The organism is Piscinibacter gummiphilus, from assembly GCF_002116905.1.
GTDB classification, from domain to species: Bacteria; Pseudomonadota; Gammaproteobacteria; order Burkholderiales; family Burkholderiaceae_C; genus Rhizobacter; species Rhizobacter gummiphilus.
Map to the genome: position 1 here is coordinate 1,990,061 of NZ_CP015118.1, position 23,218 is coordinate 2,013,278.

Sequence of the window (23,218 nt, forward strand, 5' to 3'; positions counted from 1 at the left end):
CCCGCGATGGCCTATGCCCTGCTGAAGACGGTCCACCTGGTGTCCGTGGTGGTGTGGATCGGGGGCATGTTCTTCGCCCACTTCTGCCTGCGGCCTGCGGCGATGACGCTCGCGCCGCCGCAGCGCCTGCCGCTCATGACCCTGGCGCTCGGCCGCTTCTTCCAGGCGGTGGCCGTGGCCATCGTGCTGATCCTCGCGAGCGGCGGGTGGATGGTGTGGCGGGTGGCCTCCACCACGAAGGCCACGGGCGGGCCGTTCAACATGCCGCTCGAGTGGCACGTGATGATGGGCCTCGGCGTCGTGATGATGCTGATCTTCGGCCACATCCGCTTCGCCCTCTACCCACGGCTGCGCCGCGCGGTGGCCGCCTCCGACTGGCCGGCCGGTGGCGAGGCCCTCGCGTCCATCCGCGGGTGGGTGGCGATCAACCTGACCATCGGCATCGTGATCGTGCTGGTCACGCTGATGGGCACGGCGACCTGAGTTTCAGCCCACGGCCAGCCAGACCCCGAGCCCGACCAGCACGCCGCCGATCGCGCGGTTGACGCCCTGCTGCCGGGCCATCAACCGGGCGCGCAGGCGCGGCTCCGAGAACAGGAACGTCACCGTGGCGAACCACACGAGGTGGGCCACCGACATGAAACCGCCGTACGCGGCCTGCTGCCACAGCGGGGTGCCGGCGGAGACCACCTGCGTGTAGACGCTGACGACGAACAGCGTGGTCTTCGGGTTCAGCGCATTCGTGAGGAAGCCCATGCGCCATGCGGCCCAGGGGCCGAGCCCTGCGGAGGCGGCCAGGGCGCCCTCGCGGGCCGGTCCCGCGCGGAAGGTCGTCCATCCCACCACCACGAGGTAGGCGGCACCGGCGAGGCGGATGACGCCCAGCCACTCGGGCGCGTTGCGCAGCAGCAGGCCCACGCCGAGCATCGTGTAGAGCACGTGCAGCTGAACGCCGGCGGCCACGCCGAGGGCCGACAGCAACCCGGCGCGCCGGCCATGAAGCAGGCTGTTGCGCGTGACCATCGCGAAGTCGGCGCCGGGGCTGACCACCGCGAGGATGGTGAGCGTGGCGACGGCGAGCAGTTCGTGGCTGTGTGAGTTCATGGCACACATTCTTCCGGCGATGCCATCTCGTGAATATCGAGATATGCTCACGCTGATGCGTGAAGAAAAGTCACCGTTCGACGGCCGGATGCCCCCGCTCAACACGCTGCGTGCGTTCGAGGCGGCGGCGCGGCTGCAGAGCTTCGTGCGGGCCGCCGACGAACTCCACGTGACCCATGGCGCCGTGAGCCGCCAGGTCAGGCAGCTCGAGGATGCGCTGGGTGTCGCGCTGTTCGAGCGCCGCAACCGCGCGGTCTTCCGCACGCCGCAAGGCACGGCACTGCTGGAGGCCTGTGGCGAGGCGATGGGCGTGCTGGGCGAGGCGGTGCGGCGCATCCGCGCGCCCGTGACGGCCTCGCCGCTGGTCGTGTCGTGCGAGCCCACGCTCGCGATGCGCTGGCTGATCCCCCGGTTGCCCGCGTTCCGCGCGATGCATCCCGGCCAGGAGGTGCACCTGCTGGCCGCCGGCGGGCCGGTCGACTTCGAACGCGACCGCGTCGACGTGGCGCTGCGCCGCGACGATTTCCATTGGGACGCGCGTTGCCATGCCGAGGCCATCGCGCCGGAGCGCGTGGGGCCGGTGTGTTCGCCGGCGCTCGCGAAGGTGCTGAAGAAGGGCGGCCCGGTGACGCTGCTGCATTCGCGCACCCGCCCTGCGGCGTGGTCCCATTGGAACCGGATGGCGAAGGGGGCGGTGACCCGCGCCGGCGCCGCGCACTTCGAGCACTTCTACCTGAGCCTGCAGGCCGCGGCCGCCGGGCTCGGGGTGGCCATCGGGTCCGAGTGGATGGTGGCCGACGACGTGCGCGAGGGCCGGCTCGTCGCGCCGTTCGGGTTCGTGGCGGACGGCTCGGCCTATGTGATGCTGTCGCTGGAGCCGTTCGATGCGGACCCGCGGCGCGCCCGCTTTCTCGCGTGGCTGCGCGAGTCGATGCGCTGAGGGGCCTCAGCGGAAGGGCACCTGCACCGCGACCGACCGGTTCCCGATGAACACCTGCGCCTGCGTACCGGCATCGCCCCCGCGCACGGCGCGCTGGTGGAACCAGCTGCCGAGGCCGTAGCCGAGCAGCGAGCCGGCCACCGTGTCGGAGAACCAGTGGTCGCGGCCGATCACGCGGGCCGCGTTGGTGAGCGCGGCCGCGCCGTAGAGCCACGTGGCGTCGTACTGCCGCGCGAACGGCGTGACCGCGGCCCAGGCGACGGCCGCGTGCACCGACGGGAACGAGCTGTCGCCCCGGTTCCCGTGGCCGAAGTCGGAGGCGCCGCGGTTCTCGCTCGGACGGGAGCGGTCCACCACGTACTTGAGTCCCTGGGCCGCCACCGCGGCGGTGACCGACGCGGTGACCGCGCTGCGCGCCACGTCGCCCGCGACCGTGCCGTGTTCGCCGAGCCAGGTGGCGCCGGCCGCGCCCACGGCCAGGAAGGGCAGTGCGTTGCCGAAGCGGCGCACGGCTTGGGCCGACGGGCTGCCGCCGTGGCGCTGTGCCGCGTCGTCCAGCGTGTGGTCGAGCAGGGCGGCGCCGGCGAGCAGGCCGGCTCCCCACAGCGCCTGGTCGAGTGGCGAAAGGCGGGACCACGCCGCGCCCGCAGAACCGGTGGACGGCGCGTCCAGCCCCGCCCGCAGGCTCACGCCGACGCGGGTGTCGTTGCGCGTGCCTGTGGCCGCCGACACGCGCGTCCAGTCGAGTTCGGGCGTGACGGTGACGCCCGCGACGGGGTAGGCCCGGCGCGCGGACACCCCCACCATCCGCCCTGCGTACCGCGGGTCGTCGGTGAGCAGGCTCGACGTGCCGATGCGCGACCCGATGGAACCCCAGTGCAGCTTGAATGCGCCATCGCGGGCCGCGTCGATCCAGCCGAGCGTGATCACCCGGGAGTCGGGGCCCATGCTGGCGCCGAGCCAGCGCTGCTCCGTCGTGTAGCCCTGCGGGTAGCTGTGGTTCCGGTACGCGCAGCCGCGTGCGGCGGGCTGGGCGACCGGGGTGTTGCAGCCGGTCTCGGCGTACTCGGCGAACAGGCGGTGGTCGCCGTCCGCCGTCCAGTACGTGAGGCCGTACAGGCCGAGGTGGCGCGACGGCATGTGCCCGGCCTCGTCCTCGCCCATCACCTGCGCGTACAGGCTGCACCGCCAGCCCCACGGGCAGCCGAGGCGGACATCGAAGCCGGCCAGGGTGTTCGCCGGGTCGATCTGCTGCTCGGCAGGCGTGTCCGGGTTGCTGTTGGCGCCGGTGAACGTGTCGAGGAAGCTGCGCAGGCTCTGGGGCCGGCCTTCGCCACCCCACTGGGCCATCTTCGTGAGCCCGACCTCGAACTGGCGGAAGGGGCGCAGCGTGAGGCGCGTGCCGATCAGGTAGGGATGAACCGGCTGGCTCAGGTCGTCGGTGCGGGCGACGAACCCTTCGAAGTTCCATGGCCCCATCCACGACAGCCAGCGTGACTCCGAGACGCCGGCCGCGGCCCGCTGCAGCCCCACGGCCTCGAGCGCAGGCGCATTGTTCCCGAGTGCCAGCGACGATTGCCAGCCGGGTCCCCACCAGCTTCGGTGCACCCAGGCCTGCAATTGCAGCCCGAGGGCCTCGGCGACGAGGGCGGTGTCGTCGAAGCGGAACTGCGCGCCGCTCCGGTCGACATCGGCCGGCACGTCGATGCGTCCGCCCACCTGGGCGGCCACGGTGCCGCCGACCAGTTCCGGGCTGCGCCAACTGGCGGAGCTGCCGGGCGTCGCATCCTCGCCGTAGCCCGCGAGGGCATCGCGGTGGCCGCGGACGGTCAGCGTGCCCTGGCTGCCGCGGCGGGCCTGCAGTTCCTGGCGCACGCGGGTGCGCGCCGCGTCGAGCGGCTCGGGGAGCGTGGCGGGCAGGGCGTCGAGCGCCCGCGAGACGGCCGCGGCCGGCAGCGGCCAGTGCGTGGTGGTGAGCCCGAGGCCCGCCTCGTCGACCAGCCGTTCGATGGCGTGGCGTCCGGCCGCGCTGGGGGTCCACGGCACGGACGGCTCGGCCCAGGCCGCGGTGGCCGTGAGCAGCAGACCGCCGGCGAGCCCGGCTTGCCAGCGTGGCGCGGGGCGGCGCGATGAAGGTGGCCGAGGCGCCGCAGGCACGGCACACTCCGTCGGGTTGGTGCGGTGGGCCGCATCCTTTGTCTTGTCCCTGGTCATATCCCGCGAAATATGTCACGAATCCTGCCGTCCCTGCTGCGACAACCCTTCGAAGCGGGGCTTTCGAAGCTGCTGCAGCCCGAGGGGACGGGCCCCGACGACTTCCGTTTCCCCGAGGGCGAGGCCGCCCTGACGGCACCGGACTCCGTGTCGTGGCGCGTGTTCAAGAACCCGGTGTCGGTGTTCATCGGCGGGGTGGCAGCGGTGCTGCTGGAACTGGCCGAGCCTGGCGTGCGCAGCGGCGTCTGGCTGCATTCGAGCTTCCGCGAGCGGCCGGTGGAGCGCCTGCGGCGCACCGGCTACGCGGCGATGATGACCGTGTACGGACCGCGCTCACGCACCGAGGCGCTGATCGCCGGGGTCACGCGGCGGCACGGACAGGTCAACGGGGTCGCGCCGGACGGCCGGGCCTACAGCGCCGCCGACCCGAAGCTCCTCGACTGGGTGCATGCGACGGCGTCGTTCGGTTTCCTGGAGGCGTACCACCGCTTCGTGGACCCGGTCTCGTTGCCGGACCGCGACCGCTTCTACGTGGAAGGCCAGCCGGCCGCGCGTCTGTACGGCGCGCTGTCCGTGCCGAGCTCGGAAGCGGACATGGCCGCGCTGCTGGTGCGCATGGCGCCACAGCTCGAGCCGTCGGACGTGCTGCACGAGTTCCTGCGCATCGTGCGGGTGATGCCGGCACTGCCACCCGCGCTGCGGCCCATGCAGCGGTTGCTGGTCACGGCCGCGGTGATGGTGCTGCCGGCCGGCCTGCGCGACCGGCTGGACCTGGCGAGTGCCGCCACGCTGTCACCGTGGCAGGAAGGCCTGGTGCGGCATGTCGGGGCGGCGATGGACCACCTCGTGCTGCGCAGCCACCCGGCGGTGCAGGCCTGCCGGCGGCTGGGCCTGCCGGACGATCACCTCTACGGTTGACGGGCGGTGCGCAGCGACGCGGCGAACACACCCATGCCCGCCACGGCGAGCAGCGCCCCCACCCAGCCGGTGGACGTCCAGCCGAAGCCGGCGCTGATGGCCACCCCGCCCAGCCACGCGCCCAATGCGTTGGCAAGGTTGAAGGCCGAATGGTTCAGCGCGGCGGCGAGGGTCTGCGCATCGCCGGCCACGTCCATCAGGCGGATCTGCAGGGCCGGGGCGATGGCCACGATGGTGCCCACGAAGAACACGTTCAGCGAGATGGCCGCGACGTTCGGCGCGGTGAGCACCACCGCGCCCAGCACGATGGCGTTCCAGACCAGCACGCCGCCGATGGTGCGGTTCAGCGACCGGTCGGCGAGGCGCGAGCCCACGAGGTTGCCGATGAACATGCCGAGGCCGAACAGGCTCAGCACCAGCGGCACGGCGGCCACCGAGAGGCCGGTGACCTCGGTCAGCAGCGGCTTGATGTAGCTGAACACGGCGAACATGCCGCCGAAGCCGATGGCGCCGATGCCGAGCGTGAGCCACACCTGCGGGCGGGCGAGGGCGCCCAGCTCGCGCATGGGGCTCGCGCCATGGGCCGCGGGCATCTTCGGCACGCTGCGCCAGATCAGCACGCAGGCCACCGCGGCGATGGCACCCACGAGCACGAAGGCTGCGCGCCAGCCGAAGTGCTGGCCGAGCCAGGCGGCCAGCGGCACCCCCACGAGCGTCGCGCTGGTCAGCCCGCACATCACCAGGCCCACGGCGCTCGCGCGCCGTTCGGGTGGGGCGAGCGCGGCGGCCACCAGCGCGGCCACGCCGAAGTACGTGCCGTGGGGCAGGGCGGCGATGAACCGCAGCAGGTTGAGCGACAGGTAGCCTGGGGCCATCGCGCTCGCGAGGTTGCCGACGGCGAACAGCGCCATCAGGGCCACCAGCAGCGACCGCCGCGACCAGTTCGCCGCCAGCACGGCCAGCAGCGGCGCGCCGATCACCACGCCCAGCGCGTACGCGCTGATCACGTGGCCGGCCTGGGGGATCGTCACGCCGAGGTCGGTGGCCACGTCGGGCAGCAGGCCCATGATCACGAACTCGCCGGTGCCGATGGCGAAACCGCCGACGCCGAGGGAGATCACGGCAGGCCAGAACGACGCGCGGTCGTGGGGGGCGTCCAGCGGGGCGGTGGCGGTGAGCGAGGCGGGGTTCATGCGGCAGGGTCGAGCGGTATTGCGGGTTTACCCTGAATTGTGCTGCACCGCAGCAGGCCGCGGGTGTGAAAGGTTATCGATACCAGCGAGAAATCAGCGGGGTAGGCGGATGTGCCGCTCGCATTCACCGTCGCTGCAGCGCTCGCAGCTCCACTGCCAGCGCGGGTTCACGCGGCGTTCGCGTTCCGCGTCGGGTTCGGCCAGCGCGTGGCGCACCGCGACGAGGGCGGAGGCGAGCCGCTGCGGGCCCTGGCCGGAAACGATGGCGTGGTCGACACCGCCGCGCACCAGGGCCTGGCGCACGAGGCGGTTGACGGGCTCCTGCACGTGCGGACCGTCGCGGAACAGGCCGTCGAAGACCCAGGGCAGGTCCACCGCGGTGACGAGCACGAGCTGGCCGCGCAGCGCGTCGAGGGCGTCGGGGTAGAGCGAGGTGTCGGCGAACAGCAGTTCGCTGTAGACGGCCACCATCAGGGCGGCGGTGTCGGCGACCACCACGTCGCGCCCGGGGGCCGCGGCGGTGATGCGGCGGGTCTGCTCGGCGGCGATGGCGGCCTGCTCGTCGGGGCGGGGCGTGCGGCCGGCGCCTTCGCAGAACTCGCGCAGGTATTCGTGCACCACGGCGACCTTGCGGCCCTCGGCGGAGAGCACGCTGCCCAGTTCGTTGGCGAGGGTGGTCTTGCCGGTGCTTTCCGCACCGAGCAGCACGACGGTCAGGGCCATGGCCGGGTCAGCGCGCGGACGCCAGCTGCCGCCACGCGCGCCAGCCCGAGAAGGACATGGCGACGAACACGAGGTACAGCGCCGTCGTGAACCACAGGCCCTTGTACGCGAACAGCCCCACGCTGACGACGTTGACGGCCACCCAGGTGGGCCAGTTCTCCACGTACTTGCGGCCGAGCAGCCACTGGCCGACGAGGCTCGCGGCGGTGGGGAAGGCGTCCCACCACGGCACCGTGGAGTTGGTGAAGGTGCCGAGGAACAGCGCGGTGGCGGGCCACGCGAGCGCGAGCGCGACGACCGCCTTCACGCGCGCCGACGGGCGCAGGTGGCGCACGCGCAGCGTGGCGCCGTTGTCCTGGTGGCCGTTGAGCCATTGCCACCAGCCCCAGCCGGCCAGCACGGCGAAGACGATCTGCAGCGAGGCCTCGCCGTAGAGGCCGCTGTTCCAGAAGAGGGCGAAGAAGAGCAGCGAACTGACGATGGCCAGCGGCCAGGCGATCGGGTTCACGCGCATGTTGAACACGACCATCACGATCGCGAGCACGCAGCCGATCAATTCGAGCCAGCTGACGGGCGCGCCCCACACGGTGAGGGCCGTCGCGAACAGCGGCTGCAGGGCTTGCAGCAAGGTGTCCATCGGGGCGGGGGCCTGGGGATCAGCGCTTGTTGGGCGGGCTGATCTGCACGTAGATCTCGTCCGGCTTGATCATGCCGAGCTCGAAGCGCGCCTTCTCCTCGACCATTTCCAGGCCTTCCTTGAAGTCGCGCACCTCGGCGCTCAGCTGGTCGTTGCGGGCGTGGGCCGCGTCGTTGTCGGCCTGCTGGGCCGACAACTTCGCCTGGAGCTCCATCACCCGGGGAACACCACCCTTGCCGAACCAGAGTTCGACGTGCACGAGCGCCAGCAAGGCCAGCAGTGCCAGGGTGATGAGTCGCACGGAGGATGGGCTTTCGGCGGTGCGGGATCAGCGCAGGTTGTAGAACGCGGCGCGGCCGGGGTAGCTGGCGACGTCGCCGAGGTCTTCCTCGATGCGCAGCAGCTGGTTGTACTTGGCCATGCGGTCCGAACGGCTCATCGAGCCGGTCTTGATCTGGCCGGCGTTGGTGCCGACGGCGATGTCCGCGATGGTCGAGTCTTCCGTCTCGCCCGAACGGTGGCTGATCACGGCCGTGTAGTTCGAGCGCTTGGCCAGTTCGATGGCCGAGAAGGTCTCGGTCAGCGTGCCGATCTGGTTGATCTTGATGAGGATCGAGTTGGCGATGCGCTTGTCGATGCCTTCACGCAGGATCTTGGTGTTGGTGACGAACAGGTCGTCGCCGACCAGCTGCACCTTGTTGCCGAGGCGTTCGGTCAGGTGCTTCCAGCCGTCCCAGTCGCCTTCGTGCATGCCGTCTTCGATGCTGATGATCGGGTACTTGTCGGCCCAGGTGGCGAGGATGTCGGTCCACTCGGGGGCCGACAGCGTCAGGCCTTCGCCGCTCAGCACGTACTTGCCGTCCTTGTAGAACTCGCTGGCCGCGCAGTCGAGGCCCAGGGCGATCTGCTCGCCGGCGGTGTAGCCGGCCTTGTCGATGGCTTCCAGGATCAGCTGGATGGCGGCTTCGTGGCTGGCCACGCTGGGGGCGAAACCGCCCTCGTCGCCCACGGCGGTGCTCATGCCCTTGTCGTGGATGATCTTCTTCAGCGCGTGGAACACCTCGGCGCCGTAGCGCATCGCTTCGCGGAACGTCGGGGCGCCCACGGGGATGATCATCAGCTCTTGAAGGTCGAGGTTGTTGTTGGCGTGTGCGCCGCCGTTGATGACGTTCATCATCGGCACGGGCAGCTGCATGGCGCCGGAGCCGCCGAAGTAGCGGTACAGCGGCAGGCCGCTTTCTTCCGCGGCGGCACGGGCCACGGCCATCGAGACGGCCAGCGTGGCGTTGGCGCCCAGGCGGCTCTTGTTCTCGGTGCCGTCGAGGTCGATCAGGGTGCGGTCCAGGAAGGCCTGCTCGGAGGCGTCGAGGCCCAGCACGGCTTCGCTGATCTCGGTGTTCACGTGCTCGACGGCGCGCAGCACGCCCTTGCCGAGGTAGCGGCCCTTGTCGCCGTCACGCAGCTCGATGGCTTCGCGCGAACCGGTGGAGGCACCCGACGGCACGGCCGCACGGCCCATCACGCCGGATTCGAGCAGCACGTCGCATTCGACGGTGGGGTTGCCGCGGCTGTCGAGGATCTCCCGACCGACAATGTCAACAATCGCACTCATTCCTGGTTCCTTTGGCTTTGGTCTAGTTTTGCAAAACGGGGCGGCAGCGGGTCAGCCGGGGTGGCCGGCGTGATCAGCAGGAGAAGTCGTTCTCGAGCAGCGGCTGCTGCTTGACCACGCGGTCGAGCGCCACCAGCTGTTCGAGCAACGCACGCATGTGCTTCAGGGGCACGGCGTTGGGGCCATCGCTCATCGCCTTGGCGGGGTCGGGGTGGGTCTCCATGAAGAGGCCCGCCACGCCCACGGCGACGGCGGCGCGGGACAGCACCGGCACGAACTCGCGCTGGCCGCCGGAGCTGGTGCCCTGGCCGCCCGGCAGCTGCACGGAGTGGGTGGCGTCGAACACCACCGGTGCGCCGGTGTCGCGCATGATCGCGAGCGAACGCATGTCGCTCACGAGGTTGTTGTAGCCGAAGCTCACGCCCCGCTCGCAGGCGAGGAAGTTGTCTTCGTTCAGGCCCTTCTCGCGCGCGGCGTCGCGGGCCTTCTGGATCACGTTCTTCATGTCGGCCGGCGCGAGGAACTGGCCCTTCTTGATGTTCACCGGCTTGCCGCTCTGGGCGACGGCGCGGATGAAATCGGTCTGGCGGCACAGGAACGCGGGCGTCTGCAGCACGTCGACGACGGACGCCACGTGCGGCACCTCGGCTTCCGAGTGCACGTCGGTGATCACCGGCACGTTCAGCTCGCGCTTCACCTTCGCCAGGATCTCCAGGCCCTTTTCCATGCCCGGGCCGCGGAACGTGCTGCCCGACGAGCGGTTGGCCTTGTCGTAGCTGCTCTTGAAGATGAAGGGAATGCCCAATGCGCTGGTGATTTCCTTCAGGTGGCCGGCCACGTCCATTTGGAGCTGCTCGGACTCGACGACGCAGGGGCCGGCGAGCAGGAAGAACGGCTTGTCGATGCCGACGTCGAATCCGCAGAGTTTCATGCTGCCACCTTCTTCTCGGAAACGTTGAGGCGGGCGGTCTGGTGCGACAGCGCGGCCTCGATGTACGACTTGAACAGCGGATGGCCGTCCCAAGGCGTGCTCTTGAACTCGGGGTGGAACTGCACGCCCATGTACCACGGGTGAACCGTGCGCGGCAGTTCGACGATCTCGGTGAGCTTCTCGCGCTGTGTGAGCGCGGAGATCACGAGGCCGGCCTCGCTCAGCTTGTCGAGGTAGTTGACGTTGGCCTCGTAGCGGTGGCGGTGCCGTTCGGTCACCACGTCGCCGTAGATCTCGTGGGCCAGCGTGCCCCGCTTGACGTCGGAGCTCTGTGCGCCGAGGCGCATGGTGCCGCCGAGGTCGGACTGGGCGTTGCGCTTCTGGATGGAGCCGTCGGCGTCCTGCCATTCGTCGATCAGCGCGATCACCGGGTGCTTGGCCTCGGTGTCGAACTCGGTGCTGTTGGCGCCGTCGAGGCCGGCCATGTGGCGGGCGTACTCGATGGTGGCCACCTGCATGCCGAGGCAGATGCCGAGGTAGGGCAGCTTGTGCTCGCGGGCGTACTGGGCCGCGAGGATCTTGCCTTCCACGCCGCGCTTGCCGAAACCGCCCGGCACCAAGATGGCGTCGAAGCGGGCGAGCTGGCCCACGGTGTCGGTGGTCAGCGTTTCCGAGTCGACGTACTCGATGTCGACCTTGGCGTGGTTGTGGATGCCGGCGTGGCGCAGGGCCTCGTTCAGCGACTTGTACGAGTCGGACAGGTCGGTGTACTTGCCGCACATCGCGATGCTGACGCGGCGGGCCGGGTTCTCCACCTCGTGGACCAGGGCGTCCCAGCGCTTCAGGTTGGCCGGCGGGGTGTTGATGCGCAGCTTGTCGCAGATCAGGCCGTCGAGGCCCTGTTCGTGCAGCATGCGCGGCACCTTGTAGATGGTGTCCACGTCCCACATGGAGATCACGCCCCATTCGGGCACGTTCGTGAACAGCGAGATCTTGCTGCGTTCCTCGTCGGGGATGCGGCGGTCGGCGCGGCACAGCAGCACGTCGGCCTGGATGCCGATCTCGCGCAGCTTCTGCGCGGTGTGCTGCGTGGGCTTGGTCTTCAACTCGCCGGCCGCGGCGATCCACGGCACGTAGGTGAGGTGCACGAACGCGGTGTTGTTGGGGCCGAGGCGCAGGCTCATCTGGCGCGCGGCCTCGAGGAACGGCAGGCTCTCGATGTCGCCCACGGTGCCGCCCACTTCCACGATGGCCACGTCCACCTCGGCCTGGTCGGCGCCGCGCTTGACGAAGTCCTGGATCTCGTTGGTGACGTGCGGGATGACCTGGACGGTCTTGCCGAGGTAGTCGCCGCGGCGCTCCTTCTCGAGCACGCTCTTGTAGATCTGGCCGCTCGTGAAGTTGTTGGCCTTCTTCATCCGCGTGGTGATGAAGCGCTCGTAGTGGCCGAGGTCGAGGTCGGTTTCAGCGCCGTCGTCGGTGACGAACACCTCGCCGTGCTGGAACGGCGACATCGTGCCCGGATCCACGTTGAGGTAGGGATCGAGCTTGAGGAGGGTGACCTTCAGGCCGCGGGATTCGAGGATCGCCGCGAGGGATGCAGCCGCGATGCCCTTGCCCAGCGAGGACACCACACCGCCGGTGACAAAGACGAACTTGGTCATTGCTTCTGGCATCGGTTCGACGAATGCCCTGGTGGTAAAGCGCGATTATAGGCGTGGTCAGGGGGCGACCGGTGGCTCCTCCCCTCGGAACAGGGACAACCAGCGCAATACCTCGGCCGAGGTCTCGTCCGGCCGCTCGAACGGGTACAGGTGCGACCCCTCGATCCAGGAGATCCGCCCGTCGGCGATGCGCTCGGTGGCGATCATGCCCACCTGCCTCACCTCGGCGGACTGGGTGCCACCCACGAAGGCGAGCGGGGCCTGCAGCGGGTGCGACTTCAGGAAGCGGGGGATGTCGTGGGGCAGGGTGTTGTAGATGGCCGTCTCGACCTCGCGGTGGAAGGCGAGCGTGACGCCCTTTTCCATCGGGGGTTCGGCCGGCACGATGCCGGTGTCGATGTAGTCGCGCAGCACCTCGGCGTCCCAGCGCGCGAACGCGGCCTTGGCGCGGAAGTGGTTGTAGGCGTTCTCCCGGGTCGGCCAGTGGTGGCGGCGGCGCTGGGAGATGTGCCCCGGCGAGTAGCGCGCGCCGAAGCCCGTGCTCTTGGCGAAGTTGACCATCGCGCCGAGGATGCCGCCGATGATGGGCGAGTCGAGCAGCACCACGCCGCAGGCCAGCTCGGGCTTGCGGGCCGCGGCCAGCACGCTCAGGAAACCGCCGAGCGAATGGCCCACGAAGTACGCGGGACGGCCCACCTCGGTCTCGGCGAAGTGCACGAGCTGGTCGCGCAGGCGCGGCCAGTGGTTGCTCACGGGGTACTTCGGGTCGTGGCCGTACTTGTCGACGGCGAACACCTCGTGGCCGGCGGCGCGCCAGGCCTCGAACAGCTTGCGGTAGGTGCCGGCGGGGAAACTGTTCGCGTGCGAGAAGACGATCGGGGGAAGGGACGCTTTCTTCTTGACCATCAGAATCAGAGGATCTTTTCCCCGGGGTGGTGGATCTTGCCCATGGGTTCGTAGCGCGACGGCGCGCGCAGGGGATACGTGGCGGAGTCGGAGCCCCACTGGGGGTCGTCGATGGACTCGAACACCTGGCGCAGCTTCTGGCCCCAGGCCCCGCGGATCATCGCGAAATACGGGTTGTGGTCGTCGATGCAGACGATCTTCTCGCTCTGCAGCGCGTTGGCCTCGTAGACGAGCAGGTCGAGCGGCAGCCCCACCGACAGGTTCGACTTCAGCGTGGAGTCCATCGACACCAGCGCGCACTTGGCCGCCTCGTCGAGCGGCGTCTGCGGCGTGATCATGCGGTCGAGCACGGGCTTGCCGTACTTCGATTCGCCGATCTGGAAGTAGCAGGTCTCGCGCGTGGCCTCGATGAAGTTGCCGGCCGAGTACACGAGGAACAGGCGCATCGGCTCGTTGCCGATCTGCCCGCCGAGGATCAGGGAGGCGTTGAAGTCGACGCCGGCATGGGCGAGCGCGGCCGCGTCCTGGTCGTGGATGCGGCGGATGGCGCTGCCGAGCACGCGGGCCACGTCGAACATGCTCGTGGCGTTCCAGATCGTGATGGGCGGCTCGTCGCCGTTCTCCAGGCGCTCGACCTGCAGGATCTCGCGGATGGACTGCGAGATCGACAGGTTGCCGGCCGACAGCAGCACCATGAAGCGGTCGCCCGGCTTCTCGTAGACCATCATCTTGCGGAACGTGCTGATCTGGTCCACCCCGGCGTTGGTGCGGGAGTCGGACAGGAACACGAGGCCCGCGTCGAGCTTGACACCGATGCAGTAGGTCATGACGTGGCTTCTTGCTTTTGAAGGTTCTTCAGGCGGTAGAGCGCGTCGAGCGCTTCCTTGGGCGACAGCATATCGGGGTTGATGCCCGAGAGCGCACGTTCCACCTCCGACGGCTCGGACTCCGGGGCCGCCGCGGGCGCCGCGAACAGGTCCACCTGGGCGCTGGCGGCCTCCTTGCCGGTCTCGAGCGCGGCCAGCGTGTGGCGCGCCTGGCGCACCAGGTTGGACGGCATGCCCGCGAGGCGTGCCACCTGCACGCCGTAGCTGCGGCTCGCCGGGCCGGGCTGGATGTCGTGCAGGAACACGATGTCGTCGCCGTTTTCGGCCGCCGAGACGTGCACGTTGATGGCGTGCGGGTGCTTCAGCGGGAACTCGGTCAGCTCGAAGTAGTGCGTCGCGAACAGCGTGAAGGCCTTGTTCCGGTCGTGCAGGTGCGTGGCGATGGCCCCGGCGAGCGCGAGGCCGTCGAACGTGGACGTGCCGCGGCCGATCTCGTCCATCAGCACGAGCGAGTGTTCGGTGGCGCCGTGCACGATGGCCGCGGCCTCCGTCATCTCGAGCATGAAGGTCGACTGGGCGTTGGCCAGGTCGTCGGCCGCGCCGATGCGGGTGTGGATCGCGTCGATGGGGCCGAGGCGGCAGGCGGTCGCCGGCACGAAGGAGCCCATGGCCGCGAGCAGCGCGATCAGCGCGACCTGGCGCATGAACGTGCTCTTGCCGCCCATGTTCGGCCCGGTGATCACGAGCATCTTGCGCGTGGCGTCGAGCCGGCAGTCGTTGGCCATGAAGTTGCCGGCGCCGGTCTCCTGCAGCCGTGCCTCGACCACCGGGTGGCGGCCGCCGTCGATCGAGATGCACGGCTCGCGCACGAACTGCGGGCGGCACCAGTTGAGGGTGTGGGCGCGTTCGGCCAGTGCCGCGAGCGCGTCGAGCGAGGCCAGCGCCCGGGCCAGGCCCGACAGTGCCTCGAGGTGCGCCTGCAGGCCGTCGATCACCTGCTCGTAGAGCATCTTCTCGCGGGCGAGGGACCGGTCCTGCGCGGACAGGGCCTTGTCCTCGAAGGCCTTCAGCTCGGGCGTGATGAACCGCTCGGCGTTCTTCAGCGTCTGGCGGCGCTGGTAGTCGACCGGCACCTTCGACGCCTGGCCCTGGGTCACCTCGATGTAGAAGCCGTGCACCTTGTTGAACTGCACGCGCAGGTTCGGGATGCCGGTGCGGGCGCGTTCGCGCGTCTCCAGCTCGAGCAGGAAGTCGTCGCAGTTGGTGCTGATGGCGCGCAGCTCGTCGAGCTGGGCGTCGTAGCCCGGGGCGATCACGCCGCCGTCACGCAGCTGCACCGCGGGTTCCTCGGCGATGGCGGCGGTGAGCAGCGCCTCGACCGCGGGGTCGGGCGACAGCGCCTCGGCCAGCATGTCGAGCAGCACGGCCTTGCCCGCCGGCACGAGCGCGCGCAGCGCGGGCAGGGCCTGCAGCGTGGCGCGCAGGCCCGACATCTCGCGCGGGCGCACCTGGCGCAGCGCGACGCGGGCGGTGATGCGTTCGACGTCGCTGATGCCGCGCAGCGTGTCGCGCAGCGGGTTCAGCACGTCGCGCATCAGCACGTCGAGGGCGTCGTGCCGCTGCATCGCCACCGAACGCTCGCGCAGCGGGTGCGTGAGCCAGTGGCGCAGCGCGCGGCTGCCCATGCCGGTGCGGCACGTGTCGATGAGGGACAGCAGCGTGGGCGAGTCGTCGCCGCGCAGCGTCTGCACCAGTTCGAGGTTGCGGTGCGTGGTGGGCGGCAGGTCGACGAGCTGGCTCGCGCGTTCGACCGACAGCGTGCGCACGTGGGCCAGCGCCTGGCCCTGCGTGTGTTCGGCGTAGCTCAGCAGCGCCGACGCGGCGGCATGGGCCACGGTCAGCTCGTGGGCGCTGTAGCCCGCGAGCGTGGCCACGCGCAGCTGCTCGCACAGCTTGCGTTCGCCGAGCGCCGCGTCGAACTGCCACGTGGGGCGGTGCGTGATCGACAGGCGCGACTGCTTCAGCGCCTCGGGCACCGCGTCGCGGTCCACCAGCGCCTCGGCCGCGTTCAGGCGCGAGAGCCAGCCCGGCAGGTCGCGCTCGCCACATTCGGTGAGGCCCAGCTGCCCGTTGGACAGGCCCAGCCACGCGAGGCCATACGTCGTGACACCCTTGTGCCGGCGTTCGGAAACGGCGAGCAGCAGTGCGTCTCGCTTGTCGGAGAGCAGTTCGGTGTCGGTCACCGTGCCCGGCGTGACCACGCGCACCACCTTGCGCTCGACCGGGCCCTTGGCCGTGGCCACGTCGCCCACCTGCTCGGCGATGGCGACCGCCTCGCCCATCTTGATGAGCTTGGCGAGGTAGTTCTCGACCGCGTGCACCGGAACCCCGGCCATCACCACGGGTTCGCCGGCCGTCTGCCCGCGCGTGGTGATCGTGATGTCCAGCAGGCGGTTGGCCTTGCGGGCGTCGTCGAAGAACAGCTCGTAGAAGTCACCCATCCGGTAGAACACCAGCGTGTCCGGGAAGCCGTGCTTGATGCGCAGGTACTGCTGCATCATGGGCGTGTGGGCGCTGAGGTCGGGGAGGGTGCTGGCGTCGGTCATGCCGGGACGATGGGCGGTGGGCGAAGCGGCGTATTGTCCCGCACAAAATCACCCCGGCGAGCGCCGGGGCCCACTCGCCATCCACCCCGGGCGCGGGGCTGTGGGCAACCCTGTGGATATCCAGGGGGTCACCTGTGGGCCCGCTGTGGGCCCCCGGTGGACAGCCCTCAGCGACCCACGTTGAACACAGCCACCGTCTCCGTCAGGCGATGCGCCTGGTCGCGCAGCGAGGCGGCGGCCGCCGTGGACTCCTCCACCAGCGCCGCGTTCTGCTGGGTCATCTGGTCGATGGTGTCGACGGCCTGGTGCACCTGGTTGATGCCGTCGCGCTGTTCGGACGCGGACGTGGCCATCTCGCCGATCAGGCTCGACACGTGGCGCACGCTGGAGACGATCTCGCCCATCACGTCGCGGGCCTGGTCCACCTGGCGCGAGCCCACCTCGACCGATTCGACCGAGCGGCCGATCAGCACCTTGATCTCCTTGGCGGCTTCGGCGGAGCGCTGCGCGAGCGATCGCACCTCGCTCGCGACCACGGCGAAGCCGCGGCCCTGCTCGCCGGCGCGGGCGGCTTCCACCGCGGCGTTCAACGCGAGGATGTTGGTCTGGAACGCGATGCCGTCGATCACGCCGATGATGTCGTTGATGCGGCGCGAGGCGTCGGAGATCTTCTCCATGCTCGACACCACCTCGCCCACGACGTCGCCGCCGCGCGAGGCCGCGTCGGCGGCCGAGGTGGCGAGCTGGGTCGCCTGGCGGGCCACGTCGGCGGACTGGGTCACGGTGCCGGTCAGCTGTTCGAGGCTCGAGGCGGTCTCCTGCAGGTTCGACGCGGTCTGTTCCGTGCGCGAGGACAGGTCGAGGTTGCCCGAGGCGATCTGCGTGGAGGCGACCGACACCGAGCTGACCCCTTGGCGCACCTCGGCGACCACGGAACGCAGTTGCGCGGCCATGCGCGACATGCCCTGCAGCAGGCGGCCCAGTTCGTCGCGGCGGGTCTCCTTCACCTCGCGGCTCAGGTCACCCGAGGCGATGGCCTCGGCGAGTTCCACGGCGCGCTGCAGCGGGCGGTTGATGGAGCGCACGAGGATGGACACCCAGAAGAGGCCCAGGGCGATCACGGCGAACGTGATGCCGGTGCCGATCGCCACGGTGCGGCCGATGGCGGCCTCGGTCTCGCGCGCGATGTCGTCGCGCTGCTTGCGCTGCAGGTCCACGAGGGCGAGCATCGCGCCGTCGTACTTCTCGATGTTGGGCAGGAACTCCGTGTCGAGGAAGTTCTTGACGCCGGCCTGGTCCGTCTGCTTCATGGCCGTGCCCTTCTTGACCAGGCCCAGCACGGTCTTGCGGTGTTCGGCGATCACGTCCATCGCGGCCTTGTCGGCGTCGGTGCTGGCCATCTCCAGGATGCGCTTCTGGGTCGCGCTGCTGGTGGCGATGCCGGCCTTCAGCCGGGCCGAGAACAGGTCCACGACGGGCTGTTCCGTCGAGTACATGGAGGCGATGGTGGCACTGGTGTTGGCGGTGCTGACCGCCTGCCAGTACGTGGTCATCGTGATCAGCTCGTCGGCGCGGTGCGTGCGCTCGGCGGCGTCGCGGTGGGCCGCGCTGACGCTGTGCCGCGTCCAGACGCCGGCGGTGAGCATCGCCAGCAGCAACACGATGATGGATCCCCAGAGCTTCCTGGAGAGGGAGATGTCGTCGAGCTTCAAGATGTTTCCCCGGTTGGCGGCGCCTGGGGCAGGGCCGATTCGGCCTGTCTTCGGCGTCCCTCGGGGAAAACTTGAATCCGCCCCGGGGTGGGGCGGAAATCAGGGTCGGCGGCTGTGGACAACCCTGGGGACAGCCTGGGGGCCCGCTGTGGGCCCCCTGTGGACGTCAGCCCTGCGCGTCGCCCTTGGGCGCCACGTCTTCCTTGCGGATGCGCACGGCGCGCTTCTTCCGGGCGGCGGCGAGTGCCTCGGGCGACTGGGCCTCGGCTTCGGCCTTGGCCAGGGCGGCCTCGGGGCTCCAGTCGGGCAGGTTCTTCGCGTCGGCGTCGGCCGCGTCGAGCGGTTCGGCGCCGATGCCGGCCGGCTTCGCGTCGTCGGCGATCACGCGGGAGTACTTCTTCAGCAGACCCACCATCTGCGCGTAGATCTTCGGGTTGCCGGCCATGACCTCGCGCTGGTACATGTAGTCGGACTCCCCCGTGAAGTTGCCGATCAGGCCACCGGCCTCGGTGACGATCAGCGAACCGGCGGCGATGTCCCACGGGTTCAGGCCCGGCTCGAAGAAGCCGTCGTAGTTGCCGGCGGCCACGTTGCACAGGTCGAGCGCGGCGGCGCCGGGGCGGCGCACGCCGGCGCAGCTCACCATCACGTCCTCGAACATCTTCATGTAGCGCTTGAAGTTGTCCCCCTTGCGGAACGGGAAGCCCGTGCCGATCAGGGCGTCGGACATGCGGGTGCGCTTGGAGACGCGGATGCGCTTGTCGTTCAGGAACGCGCCGCGGCCCTTCGAGGCGTAGAACAGGTCGTTGCGGGTGGGGTCGTACACCACGGCCTGCTGGATCTGGTCGCGGTACGCGAGCGCGATGGACACCGCGTAGTACGGGAAGCCGTGGATGAAGTTGGTGGTGCCGTCGAGCGGGTCGATGATCCAGACGTACTCGCTGTGCGGGGCGCCGTGCGTGCGGCCCGACTCTTCGGCGAGGATGCCGTGGCCGGGGTAGGCGCCCAGCAGCGTTTCGATGATGACCTCTTCGGCCTTCTGATCCACCTCCGTGACGAAGTCGTTGGGCGACTTCGTGTTGACCTTGAGCAGGTCCAGGTCGAGCGAGGCCCGGTTGATCAGCGACCCGGCTGCACGTGCGGCCTTGACGGCGACGTTGAGCATCGGGTGGAGCGTTTGGGACATGGGTGCACCTGCCTGTTGGGTGAGAGCGGAGGGGGATCGACGGAGGAAAAGAGCGTGCAGCGCGGCGAGGCCAGCGTGCGGAATAATGCGAGTTTACCCTTGGAGGGAGTTTCGCGCCATGTGCGAGGCGAATCCCGAGGGGCGTTCGCGCGGACGAATCCGCGTCCCAGGCCATCCATGGACACCACCCGCTTCATCCTCGTCAACACCAGCCACCCGGGCAACGTGGGGGCCACCGCCCGCGCGATGAAGGTGATGGGCTTCTCCGACCTGGTGCTGGTGGCCCCCCGTTTCCCCGACGTGCTGGTGCAGGAGGAGACGGTGGCGATGGCCAGCGGCGCGGCCGACATCCTCGTGCGCGCCCGCATCGTGCCCACGCTGACCGAGGCCCTCGACGGCGTGACCTTCGCCTGCGCCACGGCCATGACCCCGCGCGACTTCGGCCCGCCCACGCGCGCCCCGCGCGACCTGATGCCCGAACTCGCGGCCGGCGGCCATCGGGTCGGCTTCGTCTTCGGCTCCGAGCGCTACGGCCTGTCGAACGAGGACGTGTACCGCTGCCACGTGTGCCTCAGCATCCCGACCCAGCCCGAGTACGGCTCGCTGAACCTCGCGCAGGCGGTGCAGCTGCTCTCCTACGACTGGCGCCAGGCACTGGGCGGGTTCCCGGTCGCGCCCCGCACCACCGATCCCGAGCTGGCCGACGCCGTGGCCGTGACCGGCCTGCTCGACCACTGGCAGCGCGCGCTGACGGCCATCGAGTTCCTCGACCCGGCCGCGCCGCGCAAGCTGATGCCGCGGCTGAACCAGCTCCTCAACCGCGCGCAGCTGACCACCGAGGAGATCCACATCCTGCGCGGCATCGCCCGGGCGATGGAGAAGAAGGCGGGCTGACCCCACCCCGGCACCGGTTCGGGGCCGCCGGTACACTGCGGGCCTTCATTCACCCTGCCTCGCCATGTTCCAGCGCCTACGAGAAGACATCGCCTGCATCCTGGAGCGCGACCCCGCCGCGCACTCGTGGTGGACGGTGTTGACCTGTTACCCGGGCCTGCATGCGATCCTGATGCACCGCTGGGCGCACGCCTGCTGGGACAACGGGTTCCGCTGGGCGGGCCGCTTCATCTCGCACATGGGGCGCTTCTTCACCGGCATCGAGATCCACCCGGGCGCCCGCATCGGGCGGCGGGTGTTCATCGACCACGGCATGGGCGTGGTGGTGGGTGAAACGGCCGAGATCGGCGACGAGTGCACGATCTACCAGGGCGTGACCCTCGGCGGCACCTCGCTCACGAAGGGTGCCAAGCGGCATCCGACGCTCGGGCGCGGCGTGATCGTGGGCGCGAACTCCCAGGTGCTGGGCGGCTTCACGGTGGGCGACGGCGCCCGCATCGGCTCCAACGCGGTGGTGGTCAAGCCGGTGCCCCCGGGCGCCACGGCCGTGGGCAACCCGGCGCGCATCATCCTGAAGGAAGACGAGGCCCAGCGCGAAGCCGCGGCCGCGCGCATGGGCTTCTCGGCCTACGGCGTCACGCAGAACGACGACCCGCTGTCGCAAGCCATGAAGGGGCTGATCGACAACGCGGCCGGCAATGCGCATCAGATCGCGATGCTGTGGGCGGCGATCGAGAAGCTGGCGCCGGTGCGGAAGGATTGTGTGCCGAACGATGCGCAGGTCACCGAGGACTTCGACGCCGAGCGCCTCAAGCAGTTGATGAAGTAGAAAGCTTCGTCATCCCGGTGAAGGCCGGGACCCTGTGCGGATGCCGGAGGTCCCGGCCTTCGCCGGGATGACAGCGTTGTTGGGGAATCAGCGCCGCGACGACCGCGTGAAGGCCAGCGGCTTCTTGCCCTTCAGCTGCCGCTCGATCCCGTCGTTCAGCCGCTCCCGCAGCGCCACGACATCCTCGACGTGGCCGTAGACGCCCGGGAACCGCAGGTCGAGCCACAGCCACAACGTGCACGAGCGCAGCGCCTGCTCCATGCGGTCCAGGCGGCTGTGTTCGTCGACCGAATCGAGGAACCAGGGCACGCCGGCGGTGCCGCTGCGGGCGTGGTTCTCGGCCCAGCCGAGGTACTGCTGCACCTGGGAGTCGGTGCGCGAGTCCACCGGGGCCTGGGCGTACGTGAAGCGTTCCCGCAGCGTGAGCTTCGGGGCGATGCGGTCGAGCTGGTCGGCCAGTTCCAGCATCTGCTCCAGTTCGGCCACCTCGAAGTGGGCGTTGTCGAGCTGCAGCTGACCCATGAAGATGCCCAGCACCTCGCGCAGCCGGTTCTTGCCGAGGCGCGACGAGATGGTGTCGATGTGCCAGCCGTTCGGGGCCACCGGGGCCTTGAAGTTGCGCGGCGCGCGCGGTGACTTGGGCAGCAGCTCGCGCAGCGTCTTCATCGCCGAGGGTTCGGCCTCAGCCAGCACCGTGGTGAAACCTTCCTCGTGCATGCCGTAGCGCCCGGCGCGGCCGGCGATCTGGTGCACCTCGGACTCGGTCAGCTCGCGGTCGGACTGGCCGTCGAACTTGGTCATCGTCGAGAACAGCACGCGGCGGATCGGCAGGTTCAGGCCCATGCCGATGGCGTCGGTGGCCACGAGCACGTGCGCCTCGCCGGTCGCGAAGCGTTCGGCTTCGCGGCGGCGCACCTCCGGCGGCAGCGCGCCGTAGATGACCGACACCGACAGCCCGTTGGCCGCGGCGATGCGGTCGCGGATGCTCAGCACGTCGCGGCGGCTGAAGGCCACCACGGCATCGCCCTTCTTCAGCGCCGCGAGCGGCACCGGCGCGGGCATCAGCTGCACGTGCTGCTTGCGCTGGAACTTGACGACCTCGGGCGTTTCGCCGCACAGGCCGAGCAGGTTCTCGATGGCCGGCACGGCGTAGGCCGAGCAGATGATGATGACTTCCTTCGCCGGCACCGCGACGATGGCCTGGGTCCAGGCCCAGCCGCGAGAGCCGTCGAAGATCATCTGCGCCTCGTCGATCACGGCGACGTCGACGGGCTTGTTGGTGCCCACCATCTCGATGGTGCTCGACACGAGGTGCGCACCGGCCGCCGGCACGTTCTCCTCGCCGGTGAGCAGCGAGCAGGCGACGCCCCGGCCCACGAGCCGGTCGCGCCCTTCGAGCGCGAGCAGGCGCAGCGGGGCGAGGTACGTGCCGCTGCCGGCCGCGGCCAGGCGTTCGAACGCGGCGTGGGTCTTGCCGCTGTTGGGCGGGCCCACGAACAGGCGCACGCGGCGGTCGAGGCGGCGGGCCTTCGGGAAGCTGTCGGGGTAGCCCTGGAACGCGAGTTCGGAGTTCAGGCTGTCGAGCGTGTCGAGTTCGGCGACGCGGTGTTCCCAGCGCACGAGCGCGCGCGAGCAGCCGGCCACCAGCGCGTCCAGCGGCTGCGGCTTCGCGCATTCGGCGGCCAGTGCCGGCAGCAGCGTGGCCAGCTGCTTGGGGCGGTGCGCGGCGGCGTGGCGGGCGAGGGCGTCGAGGTGCGAGACCACGGCCTCGGCTTCCTCGTAGGGCGGCGGGTCGCCGAGGGCGCCGATCAGCGCGGCCTTGTCGCCGTCGCGGTAGAACGCCCACACGGGCTCGGCCGCCTGCGGCACGGTGAAGAACACGGGCACGTCCCAGCCGGGCGACGGCACGGCGAGCACCTGGCGCGCGTTGCGCTCCCAGGCGTTGCCGCGGCGCAGGATGCCCAGCGTCTCGAGCACCGCGGTGCGTTCGAGGATCACGGCGCGGATCACCTTGCCCTTGAGCTTGTCCTTCTGCGCCGCGATGGCATCCAGCTGCGCGAGCGCGACGTCGATCAGCGCGGGGTCGATCCAGCGGCTGGGGCGGGCGCCGGGCACGGCCACCTGGAGCTGCACGAGGCCCATCTCGTCGAGGCGGTCCTCGAAGTCGGCGGTGTGTTCGTCGACGAAGTCCGACGGGCTCACCACCTGGGGCAGGTGGTACGAGGCCTGGCGGACGCGGTGGAGCGCTTCGGCGGTGAGGTGCGGCGGGAGGCGGCGGGCGTGGCGCGGGTTCGGGAGGGAGTCGGGCTTCGGGGCGGGCAT

20 protein-coding genes are annotated in these 23,218 nt (G+C 70.1%); 5 read left to right on the plus strand and 15 right to left on the minus strand.

The genetic code is table 11. The features are described 5' to 3' along the window. Positions 1-6 precede the first annotated feature (6 nt). Positions 7-483 carry a CopD family protein gene (locus A4W93_RS09015; protein WP_085750299.1) on the plus strand — a complete coding sequence of 159 codons (477 nt, stop codon included), beginning with the start codon at positions 7-9 and terminating at the stop codon, positions 481-483. A gap of 3 nt (positions 484-486) precedes the next feature. Here the strand turns inward: A4W93_RS09015 and A4W93_RS09020 are convergent, their stop codons facing one another. After that, positions 487-1,104 (minus strand): LysE family translocator, encoded by a 618-nt coding sequence (locus A4W93_RS09020; protein WP_099959883.1) that lies wholly within the window; start codon positions 1,102-1,104, stop codon positions 487-489. Positions 1,105-1,192: 88 nt separating this feature from the next. Between A4W93_RS09020 and A4W93_RS09025 the strand changes: the two genes are divergently transcribed. Further along, positions 1,193-2,044, plus strand: a complete 852-nt coding sequence (locus tag A4W93_RS09025) for a LysR substrate-binding domain-containing protein (RefSeq protein ID WP_085754097.1) — start codon at positions 1,193-1,195, stop codon at positions 2,042-2,044. 6 nt (positions 2,045-2,050) lie between these two features. On the opposite strand, the gene A4W93_RS09030 is transcribed toward A4W93_RS09025, so the two are convergent. Next, entirely contained in the window at positions 2,051-4,201 is a 2,151-nt protein-coding gene (locus tag A4W93_RS09030) for a capsule assembly Wzi family protein (protein WP_169726525.1), read from the minus strand. Between the two features lie 69 nt (positions 4,202-4,270). Between A4W93_RS09030 and A4W93_RS09035 the strand changes: the two genes are divergently transcribed. Continuing rightward, positions 4,271-5,176 carry an oxygenase MpaB family protein gene (locus A4W93_RS09035; RefSeq protein WP_085750302.1) on the plus strand — a complete coding sequence of 302 codons (906 nt, stop codon included), beginning with the start codon at positions 4,271-4,273 and terminating at the stop codon, positions 5,174-5,176. Here A4W93_RS09035 and A4W93_RS09040 read toward each other — a convergent pair. From A4W93_RS09040 to A4W93_RS09095, 12 genes are all read right to left on the minus strand, one after another. Then, the gene (locus tag A4W93_RS09040) at positions 5,167-6,369 is read right to left on the minus strand and encodes an MFS transporter (RefSeq protein ID WP_085750303.1); all 1,203 of its coding nucleotides are present in this window, start codon (positions 6,367-6,369) and stop codon (positions 5,167-5,169) included. The genes A4W93_RS09035 and A4W93_RS09040 overlap by 10 nt on opposite strands. Before the next feature lie 93 nt (positions 6,370-6,462). Further along, positions 6,463-7,092, minus strand: a complete 630-nt coding sequence (locus A4W93_RS09045) for an AAA family ATPase (RefSeq protein WP_085750304.1) — start codon at positions 7,090-7,092, stop codon at positions 6,463-6,465. Between the two features lie 7 nt (positions 7,093-7,099). Next, entirely contained in the window at positions 7,100-7,729 is a 630-nt protein-coding gene (pnuC, locus tag A4W93_RS09050; protein WP_085750305.1) for a nicotinamide riboside transporter PnuC, read from the minus strand. A gap of 19 nt (positions 7,730-7,748) precedes the next feature. Next, the gene (gene ftsB / locus A4W93_RS09055) at positions 7,749-8,030 is read right to left on the minus strand and encodes a cell division protein FtsB (protein WP_085750306.1); all 282 of its coding nucleotides are present in this window, start codon (positions 8,028-8,030) and stop codon (positions 7,749-7,751) included. A gap of 27 nt (positions 8,031-8,057) precedes the next feature. Next, positions 8,058-9,341, minus strand: a complete 1,284-nt coding sequence (gene eno / locus A4W93_RS09060) for a phosphopyruvate hydratase (RefSeq protein WP_085750307.1) — start codon at positions 9,339-9,341, stop codon at positions 8,058-8,060. 73 nt (positions 9,342-9,414) lie between these two features. After that, positions 9,415-10,272: a 3-deoxy-8-phosphooctulonate synthase gene (kdsA, locus tag A4W93_RS09065; protein WP_085750308.1), complete on the minus strand. Its 858-nt coding sequence runs from the start codon at positions 10,270-10,272 to the stop codon at positions 9,415-9,417. Beyond that, complete coding sequence (locus tag A4W93_RS09070; protein WP_085750309.1) at positions 10,269-11,936, minus strand: CTP synthase; 1,668 nt, start codon at positions 11,934-11,936, stop codon at positions 10,269-10,271. Before A4W93_RS09070 ends, kdsA begins: the two co-directional genes overlap by 4 nt. A gap of 57 nt (positions 11,937-11,993) precedes the next feature. Beyond that, the gene (locus tag A4W93_RS09075) at positions 11,994-12,842 is read right to left on the minus strand and encodes an alpha/beta fold hydrolase (protein WP_085750310.1); all 849 of its coding nucleotides are present in this window, start codon (positions 12,840-12,842) and stop codon (positions 11,994-11,996) included. Between the two features lie 5 nt (positions 12,843-12,847). Then, a complete protein-coding gene (locus tag A4W93_RS09080) occupies positions 12,848-13,669 on the minus strand; it encodes a proteasome-type protease (protein ID WP_085750311.1) in 822 nt (273 codons plus the stop codon). Next, entirely contained in the window at positions 13,666-16,275 is a 2,610-nt protein-coding gene (mutS, locus tag A4W93_RS09085) for a DNA mismatch repair protein MutS (protein ID WP_237357735.1), read from the minus strand. The genes A4W93_RS09080 and mutS overlap by 4 nt, the downstream gene beginning before the upstream one ends. Before the next feature lie 167 nt (positions 16,276-16,442). Further along, positions 16,443-17,987 carry a methyl-accepting chemotaxis protein gene (locus A4W93_RS09090; RefSeq protein WP_085750312.1) on the minus strand — a complete coding sequence of 515 codons (1,545 nt, stop codon included), beginning with the start codon at positions 17,985-17,987 and terminating at the stop codon, positions 16,443-16,445. Between the two features lie 166 nt (positions 17,988-18,153). Continuing rightward, complete coding sequence (locus A4W93_RS09095) at positions 18,154-19,173, minus strand: inositol monophosphatase family protein (RefSeq protein ID WP_085750313.1); 1,020 nt, start codon at positions 19,171-19,173, stop codon at positions 18,154-18,156. A gap of 177 nt (positions 19,174-19,350) precedes the next feature. Between A4W93_RS09095 and A4W93_RS09100 the strand changes: the two genes are divergently transcribed. Together A4W93_RS09100 and cysE are read left to right on the plus strand one after the other, a co-directional pair. Next, on the plus strand, positions 19,351-20,067 hold the full coding sequence (locus tag A4W93_RS09100; RefSeq protein WP_085750314.1) for an RNA methyltransferase: 717 nt from the start codon (positions 19,351-19,353) through the stop codon (positions 20,065-20,067). 64 nt (positions 20,068-20,131) lie between these two features. Next, entirely contained in the window at positions 20,132-20,896 is a 765-nt protein-coding gene (cysE, locus tag A4W93_RS09105) for a serine O-acetyltransferase (protein ID WP_085750315.1), read from the plus strand. An 87-nt stretch (positions 20,897-20,983) separates the two neighbouring features. On the opposite strand, the gene A4W93_RS09110 is transcribed toward cysE, so the two are convergent. After that, on the minus strand, positions 20,984-23,218 hold the full coding sequence (locus A4W93_RS09110) for a helicase-related protein (protein ID WP_085750316.1): 2,235 nt from the start codon (positions 23,216-23,218) through the stop codon (positions 20,984-20,986).

Excerpts from the sequence above, each read along its gene's own strand:
- A4W93_RS09075 (WP_085750310.1), bottom strand. The coding sequence starts at position 12,842 with ATGGTCAAGAAGAAAGCGTCCCTTCCCCCGATCGTCTTCTCGCACGCG.
- A4W93_RS09015 (WP_085750299.1), top strand. The coding sequence starts at position 7 with ATGGCCTATGCCCTGCTGAAGACGGTCCACCTGGTGTCCGTGGTGGTG.
- A4W93_RS09070 (WP_085750309.1), bottom strand. The coding sequence starts at position 11,936 with ATGACCAAGTTCGTCTTTGTCACCGGCGGTGTGGTGTCCTCGCTGGGC.
- A4W93_RS09040 (WP_085750303.1), bottom strand. The coding sequence starts at position 6,369 with ATGAACCCCGCCTCGCTCACCGCCACCGCCCCGCTGGACGCCCCCCAC.
- eno (WP_085750307.1), bottom strand. The coding sequence starts at position 9,341 with ATGAGTGCGATTGTTGACATTGTCGGTCGGGAGATCCTCGACAGCCGC.
- A4W93_RS09095 (WP_085750313.1), bottom strand. The coding sequence starts at position 19,173 with ATGTCCCAAACGCTCCACCCGATGCTCAACGTCGCCGTCAAGGCCGCA.
- cysE (WP_085750315.1), top strand. The coding sequence starts at position 20,132 with ATGTTCCAGCGCCTACGAGAAGACATCGCCTGCATCCTGGAGCGCGAC.
- A4W93_RS09020 (WP_099959883.1), bottom strand. The coding sequence starts at position 1,104 with ATGAACTCACACAGCCACGAACTGCTCGCCGTCGCCACGCTCACCATC.
- A4W93_RS09080 (WP_085750311.1), bottom strand. The coding sequence starts at position 13,669 with ATGACCTACTGCATCGGTGTCAAGCTCGACGCGGGCCTCGTGTTCCTG.
- pnuC (WP_085750305.1), bottom strand. The coding sequence starts at position 7,729 with ATGGACACCTTGCTGCAAGCCCTGCAGCCGCTGTTCGCGACGGCCCTC.
- A4W93_RS09110 (WP_085750316.1), bottom strand. The coding sequence starts at position 23,218 with ATGCCCGCCCCGAAGCCCGACTCCCTCCCGAACCCGCGCCACGCCCGC.
- A4W93_RS09100 (WP_085750314.1), top strand. The coding sequence starts at position 19,351 with ATGGACACCACCCGCTTCATCCTCGTCAACACCAGCCACCCGGGCAAC.
- kdsA (WP_085750308.1), bottom strand. The coding sequence starts at position 10,272 with ATGAAACTCTGCGGATTCGACGTCGGCATCGACAAGCCGTTCTTCCTG.
- A4W93_RS09025 (WP_085754097.1), top strand. The coding sequence starts at position 1,193 with ATGCCCCCGCTCAACACGCTGCGTGCGTTCGAGGCGGCGGCGCGGCTG.
- A4W93_RS09035 (WP_085750302.1), top strand. The coding sequence starts at position 4,271 with ATGTCACGAATCCTGCCGTCCCTGCTGCGACAACCCTTCGAAGCGGGG.
- A4W93_RS09045 (WP_085750304.1), bottom strand. The coding sequence starts at position 7,092 with ATGGCCCTGACCGTCGTGCTGCTCGGTGCGGAAAGCACCGGCAAGACC.
- mutS (WP_237357735.1), bottom strand. The coding sequence starts at position 16,275 with ATGACCGACGCCAGCACCCTCCCCGACCTCAGCGCCCACACGCCCATG.